Source organism: Pseudomonas sp. C1C7, assembly GCF_013359595.1.
In the GTDB taxonomy this organism is placed as follows: Bacteria; Pseudomonadota; Gammaproteobacteria; order Pseudomonadales; family Pseudomonadaceae; genus Aquipseudomonas.
This window is the reverse complement of record NZ_JABFMP010000037.1, coordinates 1-19,236: the sequence shown is the minus strand read 5'-3', so window position 1 is coordinate 19,236 and position 19,236 is coordinate 1. Positions and strand designations below refer to the sequence as shown.

General features: G+C 59.3%; 16 protein-coding genes. 10 read left to right on the top strand and 6 right to left on the bottom strand.

Annotated features, from left to right (window positions below; translation table 11 throughout):
* The first annotated feature begins 82 nt into the window (after positions 1–82).
* Entirely contained in the window at positions 83–769 is a 687-nt protein-coding gene (locus tag HNO86_RS24520; RefSeq protein ID WP_175379534.1) for a histidine phosphatase family protein, read from the top strand.
* Positions 770–795: 26 nt separating this feature from the next.
* Positions 796–1,629, top strand: a complete 834-nt coding sequence (locus HNO86_RS24515) for a phosphatase PAP2 family protein (protein WP_175379503.1) — start codon at positions 796–798, stop codon at positions 1,627–1,629.
* A 43-nt stretch (positions 1,630–1,672) separates the two neighbouring features.
* Here the strand turns inward: HNO86_RS24515 and rimJ are convergent, their stop codons facing one another.
* Positions 1,673–2,260 (bottom strand): ribosomal protein S5-alanine N-acetyltransferase, encoded by a 588-nt coding sequence (gene rimJ / locus HNO86_RS24510; protein WP_175379502.1) that lies wholly within the window; start codon positions 2,258–2,260, stop codon positions 1,673–1,675.
* 517 nt (positions 2,261–2,777) lie between these two features.
* Between rimJ and HNO86_RS24505 the strand changes: the two genes are divergently transcribed.
* The 8 genes from HNO86_RS24505 to pelG all read left to right on the top strand — a co-directional run bounded on the left by HNO86_RS24505 (position 2,778) and on the right by pelG (position 15,952).
* Positions 2,778–3,710 carry an SDR family NAD(P)-dependent oxidoreductase gene (locus HNO86_RS24505; RefSeq protein WP_175379501.1) on the top strand — a complete coding sequence of 311 codons (933 nt, stop codon included), beginning with the start codon at positions 2,778–2,780 and terminating at the stop codon, positions 3,708–3,710.
* 61 nt (positions 3,711–3,771) lie between these two features.
* Positions 3,772–6,585 (top strand): bifunctional glycoside hydrolase 114/ polysaccharide deacetylase family protein, encoded by a 2,814-nt coding sequence (locus tag HNO86_RS24500; protein WP_175379500.1) that lies wholly within the window; start codon positions 3,772–3,774, stop codon positions 6,583–6,585.
* Positions 6,563–10,186: a tetratricopeptide repeat protein gene (locus tag HNO86_RS24495; protein ID WP_175379499.1), complete on the top strand. Its 3,624-nt coding sequence runs from the start codon at positions 6,563–6,565 to the stop codon at positions 10,184–10,186. Before HNO86_RS24500 ends, HNO86_RS24495 begins: the two co-directional genes overlap by 23 nt.
* Positions 10,187–10,214: 28 nt before the next feature.
* Positions 10,215–10,733: a penicillin-binding protein activator LpoB gene (locus tag HNO86_RS24490; protein ID WP_175379498.1), complete on the top strand. Its 519-nt coding sequence runs from the start codon at positions 10,215–10,217 to the stop codon at positions 10,731–10,733.
* A gap of 5 nt (positions 10,734–10,738) precedes the next feature.
* Positions 10,739–12,103 carry a PelD GGDEF domain-containing protein gene (locus HNO86_RS24485; protein WP_256672746.1) on the top strand — a complete coding sequence of 455 codons (1,365 nt, stop codon included), beginning with the start codon at positions 10,739–10,741 and terminating at the stop codon, positions 12,101–12,103.
* Positions 12,081–13,070, top strand: a complete 990-nt coding sequence (locus tag HNO86_RS24480; protein WP_175379497.1) for a HEAT repeat domain-containing protein — start codon at positions 12,081–12,083, stop codon at positions 13,068–13,070. Before HNO86_RS24485 ends, HNO86_RS24480 begins: the two co-directional genes overlap by 23 nt.
* Positions 13,067–14,581, top strand: coding sequence for a GT4 family glycosyltransferase PelF (gene pelF, locus HNO86_RS24475; RefSeq protein ID WP_175379496.1), 1,515 nt, complete (start codon positions 13,067–13,069; stop codon positions 14,579–14,581). The genes HNO86_RS24480 and pelF overlap by 4 nt, the downstream gene beginning before the upstream one ends.
* The gene (pelG, locus tag HNO86_RS24470) at positions 14,582–15,952 is read left to right on the top strand and encodes an exopolysaccharide Pel transporter PelG (RefSeq protein WP_175379495.1); all 1,371 of its coding nucleotides are present in this window, start codon (positions 14,582–14,584) and stop codon (positions 15,950–15,952) included.
* Positions 15,953–16,008: 56 nt separating this feature from the next.
* Here the strand turns inward: pelG and HNO86_RS24465 are convergent, their stop codons facing one another.
* The 5 genes from HNO86_RS24465 to HNO86_RS24445 all read right to left on the bottom strand — a co-directional run.
* The gene (locus HNO86_RS24465; RefSeq protein WP_218583533.1) at positions 16,009–16,218 is read right to left on the bottom strand and encodes a hypothetical protein; all 210 of its coding nucleotides are present in this window, start codon (positions 16,216–16,218) and stop codon (positions 16,009–16,011) included.
* A complete protein-coding gene (locus HNO86_RS24460) occupies positions 16,191–16,520 on the bottom strand; it encodes a DUF3077 domain-containing protein (RefSeq protein WP_175379494.1) in 330 nt (109 codons plus the stop codon). Before HNO86_RS24460 ends, HNO86_RS24465 begins: the two co-directional genes overlap by 28 nt.
* 438 nt (positions 16,521–16,958) lie before the next feature.
* A complete protein-coding gene (locus HNO86_RS24455) occupies positions 16,959–17,288 on the bottom strand; it encodes a DUF3077 domain-containing protein (protein ID WP_175379493.1) in 330 nt (109 codons plus the stop codon).
* A gap of 306 nt (positions 17,289–17,594) precedes the next feature.
* On the bottom strand, positions 17,595–18,077 hold the full coding sequence (locus HNO86_RS24450) for a hypothetical protein (protein ID WP_175379492.1): 483 nt from the start codon (positions 18,075–18,077) through the stop codon (positions 17,595–17,597).
* Positions 18,078–18,087: 10 nt separating this feature from the next.
* Positions 18,088–19,236: hypothetical protein (locus tag HNO86_RS24445; protein WP_175379491.1), on the bottom strand; the 1,149-nt coding region annotated here is incomplete at its 5' end.

Sequence of the window (19,236 nt, the reverse complement as noted above, 5' to 3'; positions counted from 1 at the left end):
GGACGTTGATTCTTTTTTCACATGTGTTTCACCGGTTGCCTACGCCCCTGCCTTTACCCTCGGCGCATCGAATTTGAAGTACGTGCCGGCGAGGCGGCTTGTTGTGGAATTGAGACTGTTTGGCATCACCCGCACGTTCGACCTGAGCCGTCTTGCCCGTTATCGCAATAGCGCCGTGATCGTGGCCTGTGCGCTGCTGGTGATTCCGTTGACCCTGTTTTTATTGCGCCCGGCCGCGGTGCCGGACCTGGCCCATGGCAACGTTGCCGGTGCGCGGGCGTTGCAGGCCGGTTGGGCCAAGGGCGACTTGATCGTGCTGGTCCGTCATGTCGAGCGCTGCGACCATTCCCCCGCGCCCTGCCTGAGCGGCGACGACGGCATTACCGATCGTTCGCGCGCCGTCGCGGTAGCGGTGGGCGCGCAGTTCGAGCGATTGGGTCTGGGAAGGGTCGACATCTACAACAGCCCGATGATGCGTACCTCGCAAACCGCCAGCTACATGTTCAACAAGGTCGATACCGGTGATGAATGGTTGATCAACTGTAAGGGCACCATGCTGCGTGATGCCCTGGCGCACAAGGTGGCCGGCCGCAACCTGATCCTGGTGACCCACAGCGAATGCATGTCGCAAATTGAAAGGGATCTCAAGTTGCCAAGCTCGACCCTGGGTTATGGCGCCTCACTGTTCATCACCGCCGAGTCGCTCAAGGCGCCGCGCATGCTGGGCTTCATCGAGGCGTCGGACTGGCGCTCGGTGGCTGACCAATGAATTCACTCCCGGAATCTGGAAACACCATGCAGACCGCCTCCCGCTCGCGTTTTTACTGGATGAATTTCGGCATACCCCTGGCCTGTGCGGTGGTGGTATTCCTGATGTTCGACCTCACCAAAATCGACATCGCCTTCAACGATCTCTTTTACGACCCGGTGACCAAGAGTTTTCCGCTGGATCATGTGCACCTGTTCGAAAAGATCACCCATAAATGGGCACGGATCATTCCCAACTGGACCGGCGAACTGGCGGTGATCGGTGCCGTGCTGTCTTTTTTCTGGACAGTGTTCAGGATGGACAAGCATCCGAAGCTGCGTGCCTTCCTGGAAAAGATCAAAGTCGCGCCAGTGCTGCGTTTTGCCCACAGACATCGCCGGGATTTTCTCTACGTGGTGTTCGCGTTCTCCATCAGCACCGGGCTGATCCACTACCTCAAGGGCCACACCAGCGTGTATTGCCCGATCGAAACCACGCAGTACGGCGGCAAGATCGAGCACAAGGAGTGGTACGAGAATTTCGATTTGCTGAAGGTGGCCGGTGATGGTCGCTGCTGGCCGGGCGGGCATGCGTCGGGTGGTTTCACGATGCTGGCGCTGTACTTCGTGGCGCGGCGTTATCGCTGGCGTTACTCCAAGGCCCTGATGTACGGCTCGCTGGGACTGGGTTTCGTGTATGGCACGACGCGGGTGTTGCAGGGCTGGCATTACATGTCGCACACGTTCTGGGCCGGGATTGTCGTGTGGCTGGCGTGTCTGCTGACGGCGTTGGCGTTTTATGGAAGGGCGCGGCTTGAGGCGCCGGTGTTGCAGAGGCATGAAAAGGCGGTATCAGGCGTGCAGACTCAGCCTGCAGTCTAAGACTTGACCAACGATCCCTTGTGAAAAGCCGGGATGTTTTCCCTTACCCCAACTGCCTCGACCATTGCCGCTCCGGATCCTCCCAAACCGTGCTCACCAGCGCCGTCATCACATGATCCTGCCAGCGCCCGGCAATGTTCAGGTACGCCTTGGCATACCCCTCACGCTCGAAACCCAGGCGCTCCAGCAACCGCGCACTGCGCTCATTGCCCGGAATGTAGTTGGCCATGATCCGGTGCAGGTTCAGCGTCTCGAACACATACCCGATACCCGCCTCCAGCGCCTCGCGCATCAAGCCCTGGCCCTGGCGGGACTCGCAGATGTGATACCCCAGATAACACGCCTGAAATGCCCCGCGAACGATGCCGCTGAAATTGCACGCGCCAATCATCTGCCCGTCATCACGATCCAGCACCGCGAAATGCACCGCATAGCCCTCATCAAAAGCCATGGCTTGCTGTGACAGGCGCGAGCGAATTCGTTCAGGGCTGTAGTAATCGTCCGCACGAACCGGCGACCACGGCGCAAGATGCGCCTGGTTGCGAAGGTAAAAGTCGCTTTCCAGCGCAGCCTGACTGGGGCTCAGGATCGCCAGCGTCAGCCGCTCGCAGGGCAGGGAGAAGATCGTCATCGGAAACTCCGGGCCATCGGCCCATGGACGCAGAGAATGCCTGGCAATCTACAGGCAAAAAAAAGCCCGCGGGAGGGCGGGCAAACCGTAGTTTCTTGAATGAGCGAGGGAAATGTACAGGTTCTGGTCCTGGGCAGGGGTGAAGAAATGTTCATGTGTGGGGTGGCGTGCGGGCATTCTGTTTAACGTGAAGAGAATTGAATTTTGGTGTCAAGGCTGAGGGCAGGGTGCCAGCTTGCGTCACATTCAATTACACTCGTTTGGATCCGATCATTGTCGTCAAAATAATGACTGTTTTCCCATGGCGTTCACCGCTCGGCAGTGAAATCGACAACCTATTGACAGTAATCGCTGAATCTCCCATCATCGATAGCGTTTTAATGGCTTTGCGCCATAAAGCCGTCGGTTGTGACCGCCTGGTATCACTTGCTCCACATTGGTCTATGCTGGAACCGATCACACACCGTTAGCGGACTAATCAATCTGGTATCCGCTTGAATCTTCAGGAAGAAATTTCATGTTTGTTGAGCGCGTACTGGTCACTGGCGGGGCGGGTTTCATTGGGTCGCATCTTGTGGAAGCCTTGCTGGCCAAGGGATACAAAGTTCGCGTTCTGGACAATCTGTCGACCGGCAAAGTCAGCAATCTGCCGATGGACAAATCCGGCCTGGAACTGATTACCGGTGATGTTGCCGACAGCAGCGTCGTAAATCAGGCCATGCGCGATTGCGGCGCCGTCGTACATTTGGCGGCAGTGGCTTCGGTGCAGGCGTCGGTTGACGACCCTGTTTCGACTCACCAGGCCAATTTCGTCGGCACCCTGAACGTTTGCGAAAGCATGGCGAAAGCCGGCATCAAGCGCGTCGTGTTTGCCTCCAGTGCTGCCATCTATGGCAACAACGGTGAAGGCACCGCCATCGACGAAGACACCCCGAAATCTCCTCTGACGCCTTACGCCAGCGACAAACTGGCGAGCGAGTACTACCTGGACTTCTATCGCCGAGAACACGGCCTGGAGCCGGTAGTCCTGCGTTTCTTCAACATCTTCGGCCCACGCCAGGATCCATCTTCGCCGTACTCCGGCGTGATCAGCATCTTTACCGAGCGTGCGATGAAGAAACTGCCGGTGTCGATTTTCGGCGACGGCAAGCAAACCCGCGACTTCGTCTATGTCCAGGACCTGGTAAAGATTCTGCTCCAGGCCGTGGAGATGAAGGAGCCGCAACCGGGTGCCGTGAACATCGGCTTGAGCCGATCCACCAGCCTCAATGATCTGATCGCCGAATTGGGAACCGCTACCGGCACTCCCTTGACGGTGAACTATCAGGCGCCACGTCAGGGCGATATTCGCCACTCGCGCGCCAACAATACTCGTTTGCTCGAGCGCTTTGACCTTCCGGAGCCGACGTCGATCGGCAACGGATTGGCGCAGTTGATCCGCAGTCTGTAACCCGTTCGGTGTAACTGCTTCGGGTGCAGTGATATTGGTTCATACAATTCAAGAGTGAGTTATGGAAATCGTTTTTCGCAGGACGCGTGTCCGCTCGGTCGCCAAACGACTGTTAGCCGCTCTGGCTTTGTGCGTGAGCGGGCCTGCCGTGCAGGCCGCTGCACTTCCGTCGCCCTCCAGCGTTACCTTCTGGTATGCCGATGAGCCGCCATTGGCTGAATTGGCGCAGTTCGAATGGGCCGTCGTGGAGCCGGGGCACATGACCACGGCTGATGTCAAAAGCCTGCGCACGATGGGCAGTGAGCCGTTCGCTTACCTGTCCGTGGGCGAGTTCGACGGCTCCAAGGCCGAGATCGCTAAAGCCGGCCTGACCAAAGCCGTTTCCCCGATGCGTAATGACTCGTGGAACAGCCAGATCATGGACCTGACGGCTCCCGCCTGGCGTGAACACTTGCTCGGCCGTGCCAAGCAATTGCAAGCCCAGGGTTATGGCGGCCTGTTTCTCGATACCCTCGACAGCTTCACCCTGCTGCCCAAGGCAACGCAGGAAGCCCAGCGTGCCGGCCTTGCCAGTTTCCTGCGTGAACTGCACAAGCAGCAGCCAAAACTGAAGTTGTTCTTCAACCGCGGCTTTGAGGTATTGCCCGAGCTCGATGGGGTGGCGGCTGCCGTAGGATTCGAGTCGCTGTACGCCGGTTGGGATCCGGCCGCCAAGCGCTATCGTCCAGTGCCGGAAGCCGATCGCCAATGGCTGCTGGGTCAGTTGCAGCCGTTGCGTGCCAAAGGCATTCCGCTAGTGGCCATCGACTACCTGCCACCGGAGCGTCGTGAAGAAGCGCGCAAGCTGGCCAAGCGTCTGCGTGATGAAGGCTTCATTCCTTTTATCAGCACCCCTGACCTGAACTCGATGGGCATCAGCAACATCGAAATCCAGCCGCGTCGCGTGGCCCTGGTTTACGACCCACGCGAAGGTGAGCTGGCGGATAACGCCGGTCATACCTATCTCGGCGGTCTGCTCGAATACCTGGGTTATCGCGTCGATTACATCCCGGCCAACAGCTCCATGCCGAAGTATGGCTTCAGTGGCCTGTATGCCGGGGTCATCACCTGGATGACCAGCGGCTCGCCGCAGGACGCGGCGGCTTTCAATCGCTTCGTCGTTGCGCGACTGGACGAGCACGTACCCGTGGTGTTCTTCTCCGGTCTGCCGATCGAAGACCGGGTTCTGCTCAAGCGCATGGGCCTGACACGTGAAGCTCCGCCGGGTACGCAAACCCTGACCGTCACTCATCAAGACAAAGCGCTGGTTGGCGCTTTTGAAGCACCGGTGCAGCCCCGATCCCGCGACCTGACCGCTGTTTCGGTATTGCCCAAGGGGCCGACATCCGCGCTGTCGCTGAAAAACGAAGCTGGCGAAACCTACGACCCGGTCGTCATTGGCGATTGGGGCGGACTGGCATTGGCGCCTTACCTTCTTGAAGTGAACAACGAGCGCAGTCGCTGGATTCTCGATCCGTTCGCCTTCCTCAAGGCCAGCCTGCGCCTGCCTGAGCAGCCACGCCCGGACGTCACCACCGAAAACGGCCGTCGCATCGCGACCGTGCACATCGATGGCGACGGTTTTCCATCCCGTGCCGAAGTGCGTGGCACTCCCTACGCTGGTCGTCACACGCTGGACGACTACATCAAGCCCAACCCTTTCCTGACGTCGGTATCGATCATCGAAGGCGAGATTTCGCCGCACGGCAAGTTCCCGCATCTGGCCCGTGAGCTTGAGCCCATCGCTCGCGAGATTTTTGCAAACCCCAAGGTTGAAGTGGCCACCCACACCTTTAGCCACCCGTTTTTCATGCAGCCGGAAAAGACCAGGAAGCGCGAAAATTTCAAGCCTGAATACGGCATGAACATGGTCATTCCGGGCTACGACAAAATCGACTTCTATCGCGAGGTGGTCGGCTCGCGCGACTACATCAACCAGCAGCTCACCACCCCGGAAAAGCCGGTGAAGATGGTGTTCTGGCCAGGTGACGCCCTGCCTGGCGCGTCGACCCTGAAGATTGCCTACGACGCGGGACTGAAAAACGTCAATGGCGCCGAAACGATGATGACTAAGGCCGATCCTTCGCTGACCGGTCTGAACCCGCTGTTGCGTCCCACCGAAGGCGGCTTGCAGTACTACGCGCCGATCATCAACGAGAACCTCTACACCAACCTGTGGCATGGCCCGTACTACGGCTTTCGCGAGTTGATCGAAACCTTCGAACTGACTGACAGCCCACGCCGCCTGCGCGGCCTGCACCTTTACTACCACTTCTACTCGAGCACCAAACAAGCCTCGATCAAGGCCATGCACGATATCTACAGCTTCATGCGCGAGCAGAAGCCGATCTCGCTGTGGATGAGTGATTACATCGACCGGATGCACGGCTTGTATCAGGCCAGCGTTGCACGAACCGCCGATGGCAACTGGCAGATTCGCGGCATGGATGCATTGCGCACCGTGCGCCTGGACCCGCAAATGGGTTGGCCGGATCTGCTGCGTTCGCAGGGTGTGGCCGGTGTTCGCGATATTCCGCAAGGCCGCTATGTGGCCCTGAGCAGCGACCGTGCGTTGCTGGTCCTGCGCCCGGATCGGGACACCCGGCCGGCGCTGGAGGACGCCAATCTGCCCTTGGTGGACTGGAAGTACCTGGATGATCAACGCGTGAGTTTTTCGTTTGCCGGGCAGTTCGATCTGACGTTCTCGGTACGCTCGGCAAGCGCTTGCCGGGTTGAAGTGGATGGGCAGCGTTTTGCAGGCAAGTCGTCTGCCGGGCTGTGGACTTTTCAATTACCAATGAAGCAGGTGAGTAATGGTCAACTCCTCTGCAACTAAAAACAGTCGTCTGCTCAATCCATGGGCTCTGGCGGTGGTCGCGGTTGCCGTGGGAGGTCTGCTGTGGGCGACCTTCCAGCGTGAAGAAGTATTCCAGCCCGATGGTCGTGAACCGGACGCTGTCTCGGCCAACTATGCCGAACTGCTGCTGGCGGCTCACCCGGACGATGATCACCTGCGCATGCAGCTGATCGATCTGCTGATTCGTCTGGGCGAGTACGAAAAGGCCCGGCGGCATCTTGAGGCCTGGCCCAATCCGACGGCGGATATGCAGGCTTTTTATCGTCTGCAGATTGACGCACTGGTTGCCGAAACCAGCAACGATCTGATTGCACAGCAGGCATTGGTCGAGCGGTTCAAAACCTTCGATCATCGAAAGTTGCCAACGCCGCAATTGCAAACCCTGGCCAAGCTCGCGCTGGAATTGCAGGCCCCGGCTTTCGCCGCCGGCGTCTACGAGGAAATTGCCGACCGTGAGCCGAAGCTGCGTACCGAATCGCTGAAGTCCGCCGCCCACTGGTTCATGGCAGGCGAGCAGCCGGGCCATGCAGCGGACATCTACCAGCAGCTCAAAAGAGAAGCCAAGGACGCCACTGAGCGTCGCGAATTCTCGAAACTGGCTTTCGACAGCCTGTTGTCCGCCGGTCGTGGCGAACAGGCGGCGCAGGTGCTGGCCGACGAATTGCCGCAGCTGACCAATCCACAGACCGATGTTGCCTGGCTGGAGCAAGGCGTCGATGTCGCGGTCGCGAACAAGCGCTTTGATCTGGCGCAGCGAGTGCTCGCGCAGTGGCAGGTCCTGCAGCCGGAGAACCCGCAGATCCCGTTGAAGGCTTTCCATGTTCGCCTGGCCATCGGCGACCTTGCGGGCGCCTGGGAAACCGGTCAGCAACTGGTTATCGATCACCCTGAAGATCAGGCGTTGCTTGAGCAAATGGCCCATTTGGGTGAATGGCGTGGCGATAACGAAGCCGCGCTGACCTACTGGATCAGCCTGCTGCGGCTGCGCGAAGACCCGAAGCTGCGCGAGCACGCATGGCGTCTGGCGAGTCAGCAGTTTGACTTCGATCGTTCGATTCCTTTGCTCGAAGAGATCATGGATCAGCGTGCGCTGACCGATATCGAAATCGACGCGCTGAACTACGGCCATGAATCGCGCGGCACGCCGCAAGAGGCTGAAGCCTGGTTCCACAAATATCTGCGCAAATACCCGTCGCATCGCCTGGCGTGGACGCGTCTGTTGCAGAACCTGGAAAACACCGGGCAGTTCGAGACCAAGGCCAAGGTCTATGAGAGCTATGCCAAGCGCTTCAAGCTCAATACCACCGAGCAGGTCGACTGGGCCAACACCTACTTCAAACTGTTCGATAACGAGTCCGCGTGGAAGGTGGTGCAGGACGATGATCCGACCATCGAGGACGAGAATTACTGGCACACCCGCGCATCCCTGGCCTGGGATCTGGAGCGCGATGAGGATTTGCGGGTTTCCCTGGAAAAATTGCTCTCGATCAATGGCAAGTTGACCAGTGGCGACGAGAGCCAGCTGATCGCGATGTACCGCACGCGCGACCCGAAACGCGCCTTGACGCTGACCATCGGCAGCTGGGAGCGTACCCGCGATCCGCAGCGTCTGGTCGAAGCGCTGCAGCAGGCTCAGGAGCTGGACGACTGGACGCTGGTGGTGTCGCTGCTCAAGGACGCCGAGCAATATCCGGATGCCTATGACCAGGCCCAGGTGCTGGCGATGCGTGGTGCGTTGGCGGCCAAGCAGGGCAATGCCGAAGAGGCCGAGCGTCTGTATCAGGAGGGGCTGGCACGCTACCCGAATGACAACCTGTTCCGTGAGCAACTGGTGTGGTTCTACGTCGATCAGGCCAACACCGCGAAACTCAAGCCGCTGATGACCCAATGGCGCGACATTGCGCGTCAGGACCGTTTGTTGTGGCTGCCGTTCGCCAGTGCCAGCCAGCTGCTGGGGCGCGATGCTGAAGCACTCGCCTGGTATCGCATGTACCTCAAGACCAGTCCGAACGACTGGCTGGTACGTGCGGCCTATGCCGATGCGCTGGAAAACGCCGGCTATGAAGATGCCGCCCAGCGCTTGCGCCTGAAGCTGTTGCGCAGCCCGGAAGGCGAGGACATCAAGCCGTCGTCGCAACGCTATGCGGTCTGGCTTCGTCTGATGACCAGCAGCTATTCGCCGAAGAAGGCGCAGCAGGAATTGCTGAAGTGGAAGGACGGCTCGCCCGCCATGCTTCAGTTGTGGTTCCAACGCCTGTTGGCGCGTCTGGACGCAACCAATTCGGAATCGCAAAAGGATGAATGGCTGGCATGGGCACGTAGCCAGGGCTTGAAGGTCGAGCGCTACGAGCAGATCCAGGAAGCCCTGCGCAGCCGCAACAAGTCGCAGGTCGAAGCCCTGTTGGCCAGCAGCGATCTGAACCCGGCGCAACGGGCTCAGGCGCTCAACCGCCTGGGTCGCTTGAACGAAGCCCTCGATACCAGTCTGTCGGCATTGGGTGACGATCAGCCTGAAGAGGTACGCGAACAGCTGCGCCGTCAGGCTGTGGAGATCCACGAGCGTACGCCGCAAGGCGCGCAAATATCGTGGCAGGACCAGAACTTCGGCGGTGTCGAGTTCAAAGGGCCTCGTCTGGAGATTGCGCACAACCTGGGCGACAAGCTGTACGCCGATCTCCAGGTTGAGCAGGGCGACTACAGTGGCGATGACATCAAGTCTTCGGAAATCGGCACAGAGCACAATGCCGCGCTGACCTTGCAGCACGGCGTCGAGAACGGCAGCTACAAGCTGTTCCTCGACACCAGCCAGCGTAGCGACGACGACCGCAATGGCATTGGCCTGTCGCGGACCTGGCAGCTGGGTGTGAGCAATGAACTGGAGACAGGTCTGGACTGGCATCGCAAGAACGAAGACAGCGGCCTGATGCGCGCTTTCGGCCAGCAGGACCGTGTGTATCTGGGCGGCCGTCACAACCTGACCGGTCGCGATCAGTTCAGCTGGGAAGTTGCCCAGCGCAAGTTCTCCACTCGGGCCGGCGACGATCTGGGTGACGGTCATGCGCTGAAAATGGAGCTCAACCACATCCTGGAATTCGCAGGTCCCAACTGGTCCGTGCGCAGCGGCGTCGATTACCAGAAAAACAAGGTCAAGGACCGCACGCTCAATTACTTGTCCAGCAACTTTGGCGGCCCGGTCATCTCCGCGGCACCACCGGAACCGTTCGTTGACGAGGATGGTGTCGTCGAGCCGATCGACCCGGCGGACATCCCGACCGTACAAGCCAGTGACCTGTTGCAAAGCCGCTATGGCCAGCTGTATTTCGGCAGCACCTGGCGTCGTGGCTTGCCTGGGGATCTGGTACGCACCCATCCGCAATACACCTGGCTGGTGGATTTGACGGCGGGCTGGCAATGGACGGATCAAACCTTCAACTACGGCATCAATACCGGGATCGGTTTTGAAGTGCTGGGTGATGACGAACTGGCCCTGACCTTCGGCTACCAATCCGCGCCACAAGGCGGGGACGGCAAGTCCGGTGGAACAATGGGTGTGAGCTACGGCGTGCGCTTTGGACGCTGATCAAAGAATTTTTACGGGAGAACGACGTATGCAAACAATTCGTAATCTGAGCCTGGCACTGACCGTCCTGTTTGTTGCCGGTTGTGCAAGCTTCACCGATGAAGCAAGCCCGAACCTGCCACGCAACGCGCAATGGGGTGTGGTGCCGATGGTCAACTATTCGCAAACCCCACAAGCGGGTGAGCGCAGCGAGCAGATCCTGATCAGCGTACTCAGCAGCCACGGTCTAAAACCTCGGGTGTACCCGGCCAGCACTCAGGGCGAGCAGGCGTTGATGGACGACAACGAGCGTCTGTCCGGCGCTCTCGACTGGGCTCGTCAGCAGAAGCTCGACTACGTGGTCTCCGGCAGCGTTGAAGAGTGGCAGTACAAGAACGGTCTGGACGGTGAGCCAGCGGTAGGCATCAGCCTGCGCGTACTCGATGCCAGCAACGGTCAGGTGCTGTGGAGCAAGAGCGGCGCACGTGCCGGCTGGTCCCGTGAAAGCCTGGCGGGCACCGCGCAGACTGTGCTCGACAAACTTGTTGGCGCCCTTCGGTTCGAGTGATCGCGATGAATTCTCCACACATGGATTACAGCCTGGCGCCTCGCGCCAGTGGCCCGGTGTCTTGGCTGGAAACGCTTTTGGTGACCGGCCTGGCCATCCTCCTCGGCCTGTGGTTGACCCCGGAAGACCCGTTGCAGATGCACGGTGGTTTTCCTTGGCCGATCCTGGCGCCGCTGCTGTTGGGTGTGCGTTACGGATTTGTTCGCGGCCTGTTCAGCGGCGCGATTCTGGTGCTGGCAGTGTTCGTCCTGCGCTACACCGGTCATGCCGGTTACACGGAGCTCGAGCCGTCGTGGATCGTAGGCATGCTGGTTTGCGGGATGCTGGTCGGTGAGGTTCGCGACCTGTGGGAGCGACGTCTGGAGCGCCTGCAAATGGCCAACGACTACCGTCAGTATCGTCTCGATGAATTCACCCGTTCGCACCAGATTCTGCGGGTCTCCCACGATCTGCTGGAACAGCGTGTGGCGGGCAGCGACCAGAGTCTGCGCAGTTCGTTGCTGGGCCTGCGCGAGAAACTGCGGGTGATGCCGGACGAAAACGATGCGCTGGCGGCATTGGCCGACCCGATCACCGCGGTACTGGGCCAGTATGGTTCCCTGCGAGTGGCCGGCCTCTATCGCGTGGACGCAAACGGTGCGCGGGTGCAGCCTGCGCCACTGGCGACCATTGGCGTCATGGGTGCTCTGGATGTCGACGATGGTCTGGTCAAACTGTGTCTCGAGCGTGGCGAGCTGGTGAGTGTGCGCCAGGAACTGCTCGAAGCCGGTAACGTGGGGAAATTCTCCTCGCTTCAGGCCTGCATTCCGTTGATCGATGCCGAAGGCCGTCTGCTGGCGGTACTGGCTGTGCGGCAGATGCCGTTTTTCGCCTTCCAGGAACGTACCTTGAGCCTGCTGGCGCTGCTGGCCGGGCACATCGCCGACCTGCTGCAGCGCGACACCAAGGTGCTGCACCTGCAGGATTCCGAGGCGCAGCACTTCACGCTGCAACTCAAGCGCTCGGTGGTCGACGTCGAGAAACACAAGTTGTCGGCCGGCCTGTTCGCCTTCGAAATGACCCGCCCCAATGAAGAACTGACGCGCTTGCTCGAACGCAGCCAGCGCGGTCTGGACTTGCACTTGCCGCTGCGTAACAACCGTGACCATCAACTGTTGCTGGTACTGCTGCCGTTGACCAGTCCGCAGGGCACCGAAGGTTACCTGGCGCGGATCAACCTGATGCTGCACGAGCACTTCGGTATTGAAAGCAGCATGGACAGTCTGGGTGTGCGCGTCATGCCCTTCAATCTGGAGCCTGGTGAACCCAACGGGCTGCGTAACTTCCTGTTCAACGAGTGTGGACTGAATGATCAGCAAGTGGCTGTTTAGCGGAGCCCTGTTGTTAGAGGCGGGCAGTTGGACCACCCTGTGGTCCGGCATGCCCGATGTGCATCAGTTGTGGGTGTTCACCCTCAGCCATGGTCTGGCGTGCGTGATGCTGTGCGCGGCGGTCTGGCTGCTGTTGCCGGCGCGTTACCGTTCGCCGCTGCCGTGGAGTCCGCTGTTCATTTTCAGCCTGGCGTTCTTCGTGCCGGTTCTGGGTACCGTGGGTGTGGTCGCGGCGATCTTCCCGGCGCTGTACCTGCCGCGTAAACGCGACAAGCAGGCGTGGCAATCGGTCGGCATTCCGGACCTGCCTTATCGGGCGCAACTGCAAACCCGCTCGCCGATCTTCGCCGATGGCGGTTTGCAGGACGTGCTGCGCCATGCCCCCGATCCGGATCAGCGCCTGGCCGCATTGCTGGCCACCAAGCGCATGCCCGGCAAGGAAGCGGTGCCGATCCTCAAGCTGGCGCTGGGCGACCCGAGCGACGACGTACGACTGCTCGCCTACTCGATGCTCGACAAGCAGGAAAGCGACATCAACCTGCGCATCCAGATTGCCCTCGGCCAACTCAATGGCGCTACCACCAAGGCCGCCGGCAAGTTGCACGGCACCCTGGCGCGCTGGTACTGGGAACTGGCTTATCTGGGCCTGGCGCAGGGCAGCGTGCTGGAGCACGTGCTCAATCAGGCCAACGAGCATGCCGAAGAAGGTTTGAAAGCGGGCGAGGGCGGTGAGCTGTTCCTGCTGGCCGGGCGTATCGCTCTGGAGCGCGGCGATGTTCAACGCGCTGAAGTGCTGCTGACCAAGGCCCAGGAAGACGGCATGGACGCGGCGCAGATTCTGCCGTTCCACGCCGAGCTTGCCTTCGAATCCGGTCATTACCATGAAATCCCGGGGTTGCTGGCCAGCCTTCCCGAAAAAACCCGTCAGCGACCTCCCTTCGCTGATCTGGTGAGGAGCTGGACATGAGTCAAAAGGAAGAGGCGCCGATGGCCGACATCTGCCTGCTGCTCGAAGGCACCTGGCCTTACGTGCGTGGCGGTGTGTCGAGCTGGATTCACCAGATGATCCTGGGCCTGCCGGAATTGACCTTCTCGGTGATGTTCATCGGCGGGCAACGCGTGGCCTATGGCGAGCGTCGCTATGAAGTGCCGTCGAACGTGCTGCACATCGAAGAAGTCTTTCTCGAGGATGCGACCCATTCGCCCGCTAATCTGGGTAACCCACGGGAAGCCGATCTGCAGCAACAGCAGGACCTGTATCGCTTCCTGCATCACCCGGACGCGCCGGAGCCGGCCCTGGGTGAAAGAATGCTCGACTGCATCGCTCAAGGCCGCATGACCCTGGACGACGTGCTGCGCAGCCGCGCCAGTTGGGAAGCGTTGAGCGAAGGCTATCGCCTGCACTGCGCGGACCCGTCGTTCATCAACTATTTCTGGACCCTGCGCTCGATGCAGTCGCCGATGCTGATGCTCGCCGAAGCGTCACGCAAGATGCCGCGGGCGCGGGTGCTGCATTCGATTTCCACCGGTTACGCAGGGCTCCTGGGCTGCATCCTCAAGCAGCGTTGGAAGTGCACCTATCTGCTGAGCGAGCACGGTATCTACACCAAGGAGCGCAAGATCGACCTGGCACAGGCCAGCTGGATCGCCGAGAGCTCCGGCGAGGCGCTGAATCGCAGCCTCGATTCAGGCTCCGGTTACATCCGTACCTTGTGGGTGCGCTTCTTCGAGCGTATCGGTCAGCTGACCTACAACAGCGCCGACAGCATCATTTCCCTCTATGACGGTAACCGTCAGCGACAGATCAAGGACGGCGCCGATCCGGTTCGCACGCGGGTCATCCCTAACGGCATCAACCTGCCGCAGTGGACCGCGGCGCTCGAATCCCGCAAACCGGGGATTGCACCGGTGGTCGGGCTGATCGGGCGCGTGGTGCCGATCAAGGACGTGAAAACCTTCCTGCGGGCCATGCGCGGTGTGATCAGCGCCATGCCCGATGCCGAAGGCTGGATTGTCGGTCCGGAAGAGGAAGACCCAGAGTACGTCAGCGAGTGCCGCAGCCTGATGGCCAGCCTGGGGCTGGAGGGCAAGGTGCATTTCCTTGGCTTCCAGCGCATTCAGGAAATCCTGCCGCAACTGGGGCTGATGGTGCTGACCTCGATCAGCGAGGCGCAACCGTTGGTGATCCTCGAAGCCTGGGCCGCCGGTACGCCGGTGGTCAGCAGCGACGTGGGCTCGTGCCGCGAGCTGATCGAAGGCGGCAGCGCCGAAGACCGTGACCTGGGCCTGGCCGGCAAGGTCGTGGCGATCGCCGATCCGCAAGCCACCAGTACCGCCATCCTCGAACTGCTGCGCAACCCGCAACGCTGGGAAGCCGCTCAGGCCAGCGGCCTGCAACGGGTCACCCGTTACTACACCGAAGCCTTGATGCTGCAGCGCTACCGCGATTTGTATCAAGCCGCCATGGAGAACAGTTAAATGGCCGGGATTGGCTTCGAACTCCGCAAGATCCTGTCGCGCGATTCCTACACCGCGACCTTGCACGCTTATGTGTACGCCGGGCTGATCAGCTCCGGTCCCTGGGTGCTGTCGATCATCAGCGTGATGCTGGTGGGTATCATCAGTCTGGGGCTGGTAATCCCCAATACGCTGGTGGGTCAGTTCCTGGTGACGGTGACCTACCTGATGGCCACCTCGCTGATTCTCACCGGCGGCCTGCAGCTGTTCTTCACCCGCTTCGTTTCCGACCGCCTGTTCGAACACAAGTACGAGCAGATCCTGCCCAACCTGTTGGGCGTGTTGCTGATGGTCACCATCAGCGCTGGCGTGCTGGGTATCGTCATCCTGAGCACGCTGTTCGATCAGCCGTTGATCTATCGCTTGCTGGTGCTGGCGAACTTCGTGGTGCTGTGCAACCTGTGGATGGTGATCATCTTCCTGTCGGGGATGAAGGCCTATAACCGCATTCTGCTGACCATGCTGGTGGGCTATACGCTGATGGTGATCAGTGCCTGGCAACTGGCGTTCCTGCAGATCCCGGGGCTGTTGCTGGCTTTGCTGATCGGGCACAGCTCGCTGCTGTTCCTGTTTCTCTACGACATCCTGCGTGAGTACCGCGCCGAGAAGCTGATCGCCTTCGACTTCCTCCAGCGTCGTCAGGTGTTCATGAGCCTGCTGGTGACCGGGTTTTTCTACAACTTCGGCATCTGGATCGACAAGTTCCTGTTCTGGTTCAACCCAGGCACCTCGAACAACGTCATCGGTCCGCTGCGTGCATCGATCCTGTATGACTTGCCTATCTTCCTCGCGTACCTGGCGATCATTCCCGGCATGGCGGTGTTCCTGGTGCGCATCGAGACCGATTTCGCCGAGTGGTACGACCGTCTGTTCCGGGCGATCCGCGAAGGTGAAACCCTGCAGCACATCAACTCGCTGAAAACCGAGATGACCCTGTCGATCCGCCAGGGCCTGCTGGAAATCTGCAAAGTACAAGGGCTGACCGTGGTGCTGTTGTATCTGTTCGCACCACGTCTGCTGGAGTGGCTGGGGATCTCCAGTTACTACCTGCCGCTGTTCTACATCGACCTGATCGGTGTGAGCATCCAGGTGGTGTTCATGGCGCTGCTCAACGTGTTCTTCTACCTGGACAAGCGCAAAGTGGTGCTGGAGTTATGCGTGCTGTTTGCGGTGTTGAACGCCACCCTGACGCTGCTCAGCATGCACCTGGGCCCGAGCTTCTTCGGCTATGGCTTCACCTTGTCGTTGCTGATCTGCGTGTTGCTGGGGCTGCACCGGTTGTCCACGGCGCTGGAAGACCTGGAGTACGACACCTTCATGCTGTCGCGCTGATTGATCCCGAAAAAACTGTAGGAGCGAGCAAGCTCGCTCCTACAGGGTTTAGGGCGTCAGTTACGGCGATCCCGAACGACGGCTTCGCAGGGCAGCAGCCGATGAACCTCGTCCAGCTCCGTGGCGTGATGTGTGCCCCATTCGATCAGCGCATTCAGAATCGGTCGCAAACTTTCCCCAAGCGGCGTGAGCAGGAAAAGACGTCCGTGGACGTCTTTTTTGATGTCGCGTGCGACTGCTAGCCGTCGGTGTTCATCGGTGGCCATCTGCTGAGCACCTTCTGCACATCATCGACCACTGCCTTGCTCATCGACACTACATGATGGGCTGCCCATGCGTGGCGGTCGTTGCCCTTGGAGTAAGCGGCATCGACGGTCAATGACTTGACCAGGTAGAGCAAATCCGACGCTTGCTCCAAGGCATCTGCGAGGGACACGCCGCGGTTGACCCTGAACAGCGGTTGATTGTTGCAGTAGTGAAAGGACGTGAGGCCGATGGTCGTCAGGCGAAGATCTTCGTACGAAGAGGAGGTATCGGTATTTGGTGGGTTCGGCGTTGGCTTGGGCATAGATGGAACTCCGATGCGATTCGAAGGGGCTATCACCCACTCGCTACCAAACGGAAGGTGGCGGCCATACGAAGGTTGGTAGACCGGGCATCGGAACCGGCGCCCCCGGAGGAGCCCTGCGCATGGCCACCATAAAACGCAACCCGCAAGAGGGTTGAACAACGGTGACGCTATGCGTCGATGCGGAGGGTCTACCAAACCCCGATCACTGTTTTGGTCAGCGACCGGAAAACGATAAAACCCACCCCAAAAACGCTCAAGTCGGCGGATTCTCACGTACCTGTAGGCAGCGACGCAAGGTGTTGTAGCTTTCAGGAAAGATTTGTGGGATCGGTTAAACGGCGGTTTTTAAACAACGCGATGCGGCCCATCGGTACCCGAATTTCAGGACAAAAAAAGACGTCCGAGGGGACGTCTTTTTTGTGTCGCGTTTGACTGTTAGCCGCCAGCTTTCATCGGTGGCCATCTGCTGAGCACCTTCTGCACATCATCGACCACTACCTTGCTCATCGACGTCAAATGATGTGCCGCCCAGGCGTGACGGTCGCTGCCCTTGGAGTAAGCGGCATCGACGGTCAATGACTTGACCAGGTAGAGCAAATCCGACGCTTGCTCCAAGGCATCTGCGAGGGGCACGCCGCGGTTGACCCGGAACAGCGGTTGATTGTGGCAGTAATGAAAGGATGTGAGGCCGATGGTCGTCAGACGGGGATCTTCGTGCGAAGAGGATGTATCGGTGTTTGGCGGGTTCGGTGTTGGCTTGGGCATAGGTGAAACTCCAAATCAGAAACGAGGAGCCATCACTCTCGCTACCAAACGAGGGTGGCAGCCATACGCGGGTTGGTAGACCGGTGACTTGGAAACCCGGCGCGCTCGAAAGCGCCCTGCGCATGGCCACCATTAAAGACACAAGCAAGTGCCTGGATCAGGTGATGCTATGCACAAAAGTCAGCCGGGCTACCAAACCCGATCGCTACTTCGCAGCGACCGGAAAACGATAGAACCCGTCTGAAAAGCGCACAAGCCGGCGGATTCTCACGTACCCGTAGGCAAGGGCGCAAGGTGCTGTAGCTTTCAGGAAAGATTTGTGGGATCGGTTAAACGGCGGTTTTTAAACAACGCGATGCGGCCCATCGGTGCAGGGCAGGGGGATATCCCGGACGTTCGATTTCGTCTGCTAACGGCCGGAATCGGGAAGGCCGGTTGTCGCTCTTCCGTGAGATACCAACAGCCCTCAATGGGCGCTAATCCTTGTATTTGCCAAACCTCTGGCACAAAAAAAGACGTCCGTGGACGTCTTTTTTTGATCATTTGGTGGGCCGGGGTAATCTGAAACCAGTCGGTATCTATCTGTTTTGGCGCGTAAATAATTTTTTGGTGAGCTTGCTTGGAATACCATTTGGAACGCTGCGTGGTCTGGATTCCCATGGACGGTGCATTTTGAGGTCTGCCCCAAAAACGAATCGTGGCCAACTCTATCAAGTAAGCGCGATAAAAGGGGATAGATTTATATTTTGCGTTCCGGTATTCAATCAACACCGGAACGTGAGTAGGCATGGGGGCAGGATCAATTCGGCTTGGCTACCGTCGCGGCATCCTTACTTAATACAGGAGCGGCTACATGCACCTTGGCCTCGGACAACGCAATACAGCGATGTGCGTAGCTGTCGATCTCTTTCAAAGCGATATTTCGGTAGCTAGCGGGACAGATCAATAACGTATCGCCGAAGCGGAACTGACGAAACGCCCTGACGCTGTACAAACCATTCGGCCCCTCGTAGCTCTCCAGTTGCCACGGGGCGCTACTGAATACCTCCTTCGGATAATCCTTTTCATTCAACACATAGCTAAGCTCGATATTGTCCCTGATTTTGATCAGATTGGCGGCGGAATAGACCCACAGGTCCAAGAGGGCCGGCAACAGCATGGCGTTGACGAAGATGCACCCGAGCAGCACTAGTGCGGCTCGGCCGGTGCGCTGTATCGCATTGCCGTTTGTCAAATAAAAGACGAGGACTGGCGCTAGGTAGAGGCACATTATCAATAAGCAGAGAGCGATACCCCCGAATGCCTCTTCGTCGCTCTCTCCGCCTCGCCACGTCATGATGGCTAGCTGGGCGGGCATGACTCCACTCACCGAAGTAAACGCTAGCAGCGTACCTAGCCAGCCAACGAGGGCTGTGTAATAGAGTTTGCGATGCAAGGGTTTGCGGGGACCAGGCGGCAGCTCCAGTACTTTGTTGTGCAGGGGCGCATCGCGGCGAAGCAGAACAATCAAGGCACAAGCGGCAGCTACTACGACGATAGGGAAGAAGTAGCCTGGGGCCATAGTGTGATCAAAGAGGGCCCCCAGCAGGTTGAGCGATAGCAGTAGGTAGCCCCCGCCTACGATGAGGCCAAAGCGTAAGGCGAGCCTCTTTTCCAGCTCTCTGTCAACGGTGCATACAGACATGCTCAACGTGAAGACCAAAGACGGCACCGATACGATGAGCAGCAGCGACGCGAGTATCAGCAGGCTGAAGAATAACCAGGCGACGAGGTTCGAAGGGTTCCCTAACGAACTCAGGATCAACTCGGGGTGATGGATTACCCAGAGGTACTTGGTGAGTAGTGAGATTGAGATAAGCGTTGAAACTACCGGCAGCCACCATTTGATCTCGGCGAGGAGTTTGAATAATGCTTGCCCGGGTTGCGCAGGCGGTGAACCGAGGCGATC

Bases quoted from the DNA above. Each gene is read 5' to 3' on its own strand.
- HNO86_RS24465 (WP_218583533.1), bottom strand. From the start codon at position 16,218: ATGGCCACCGATGAACACCGACGGCTAGCAGTCGCACGCGACATCAAA.
- HNO86_RS24515 (WP_175379503.1), top strand. From the start codon at position 796: ATGCAGACCGCCTCCCGCTCGCGTTTTTACTGGATGAATTTCGGCATA.
- HNO86_RS24490 (WP_175379498.1), top strand. From the start codon at position 10,215: ATGCAAACAATTCGTAATCTGAGCCTGGCACTGACCGTCCTGTTTGTT.
- HNO86_RS24495 (WP_175379499.1), top strand. From the start codon at position 6,563: ATGGTCAACTCCTCTGCAACTAAAAACAGTCGTCTGCTCAATCCATGG.
- HNO86_RS24450 (WP_175379492.1), bottom strand. From the start codon at position 18,077: ATGCCTACTCACGTTCCGGTGTTGATTGAATACCGGAACGCAAAATAT.
- pelG (WP_175379495.1), top strand. From the start codon at position 14,582: ATGGCCGGGATTGGCTTCGAACTCCGCAAGATCCTGTCGCGCGATTCC.
- HNO86_RS24500 (WP_175379500.1), top strand. From the start codon at position 3,772: ATGGAAATCGTTTTTCGCAGGACGCGTGTCCGCTCGGTCGCCAAACGA.
- HNO86_RS24505 (WP_175379501.1), top strand. From the start codon at position 2,778: ATGTTTGTTGAGCGCGTACTGGTCACTGGCGGGGCGGGTTTCATTGGG.
- HNO86_RS24455 (WP_175379493.1), bottom strand. From the start codon at position 17,288: ATGCCCAAGCCAACACCGAACCCGCCAAACACCGATACATCCTCTTCG.
- HNO86_RS24485 (WP_256672746.1), top strand. From the start codon at position 10,739: ATGAATTCTCCACACATGGATTACAGCCTGGCGCCTCGCGCCAGTGGC.
- pelF (WP_175379496.1), top strand. From the start codon at position 13,067: ATGAGTCAAAAGGAAGAGGCGCCGATGGCCGACATCTGCCTGCTGCTC.
- HNO86_RS24480 (WP_175379497.1), top strand. From the start codon at position 12,081: ATGATCAGCAAGTGGCTGTTTAGCGGAGCCCTGTTGTTAGAGGCGGGC.
- rimJ (WP_175379502.1), bottom strand. From the start codon at position 2,260: ATGACGATCTTCTCCCTGCCCTGCGAGCGGCTGACGCTGGCGATCCTG.
- HNO86_RS24460 (WP_175379494.1), bottom strand. From the start codon at position 16,520: ATGCCCAAGCCAACGCCGAACCCACCAAATACCGATACCTCCTCTTCG.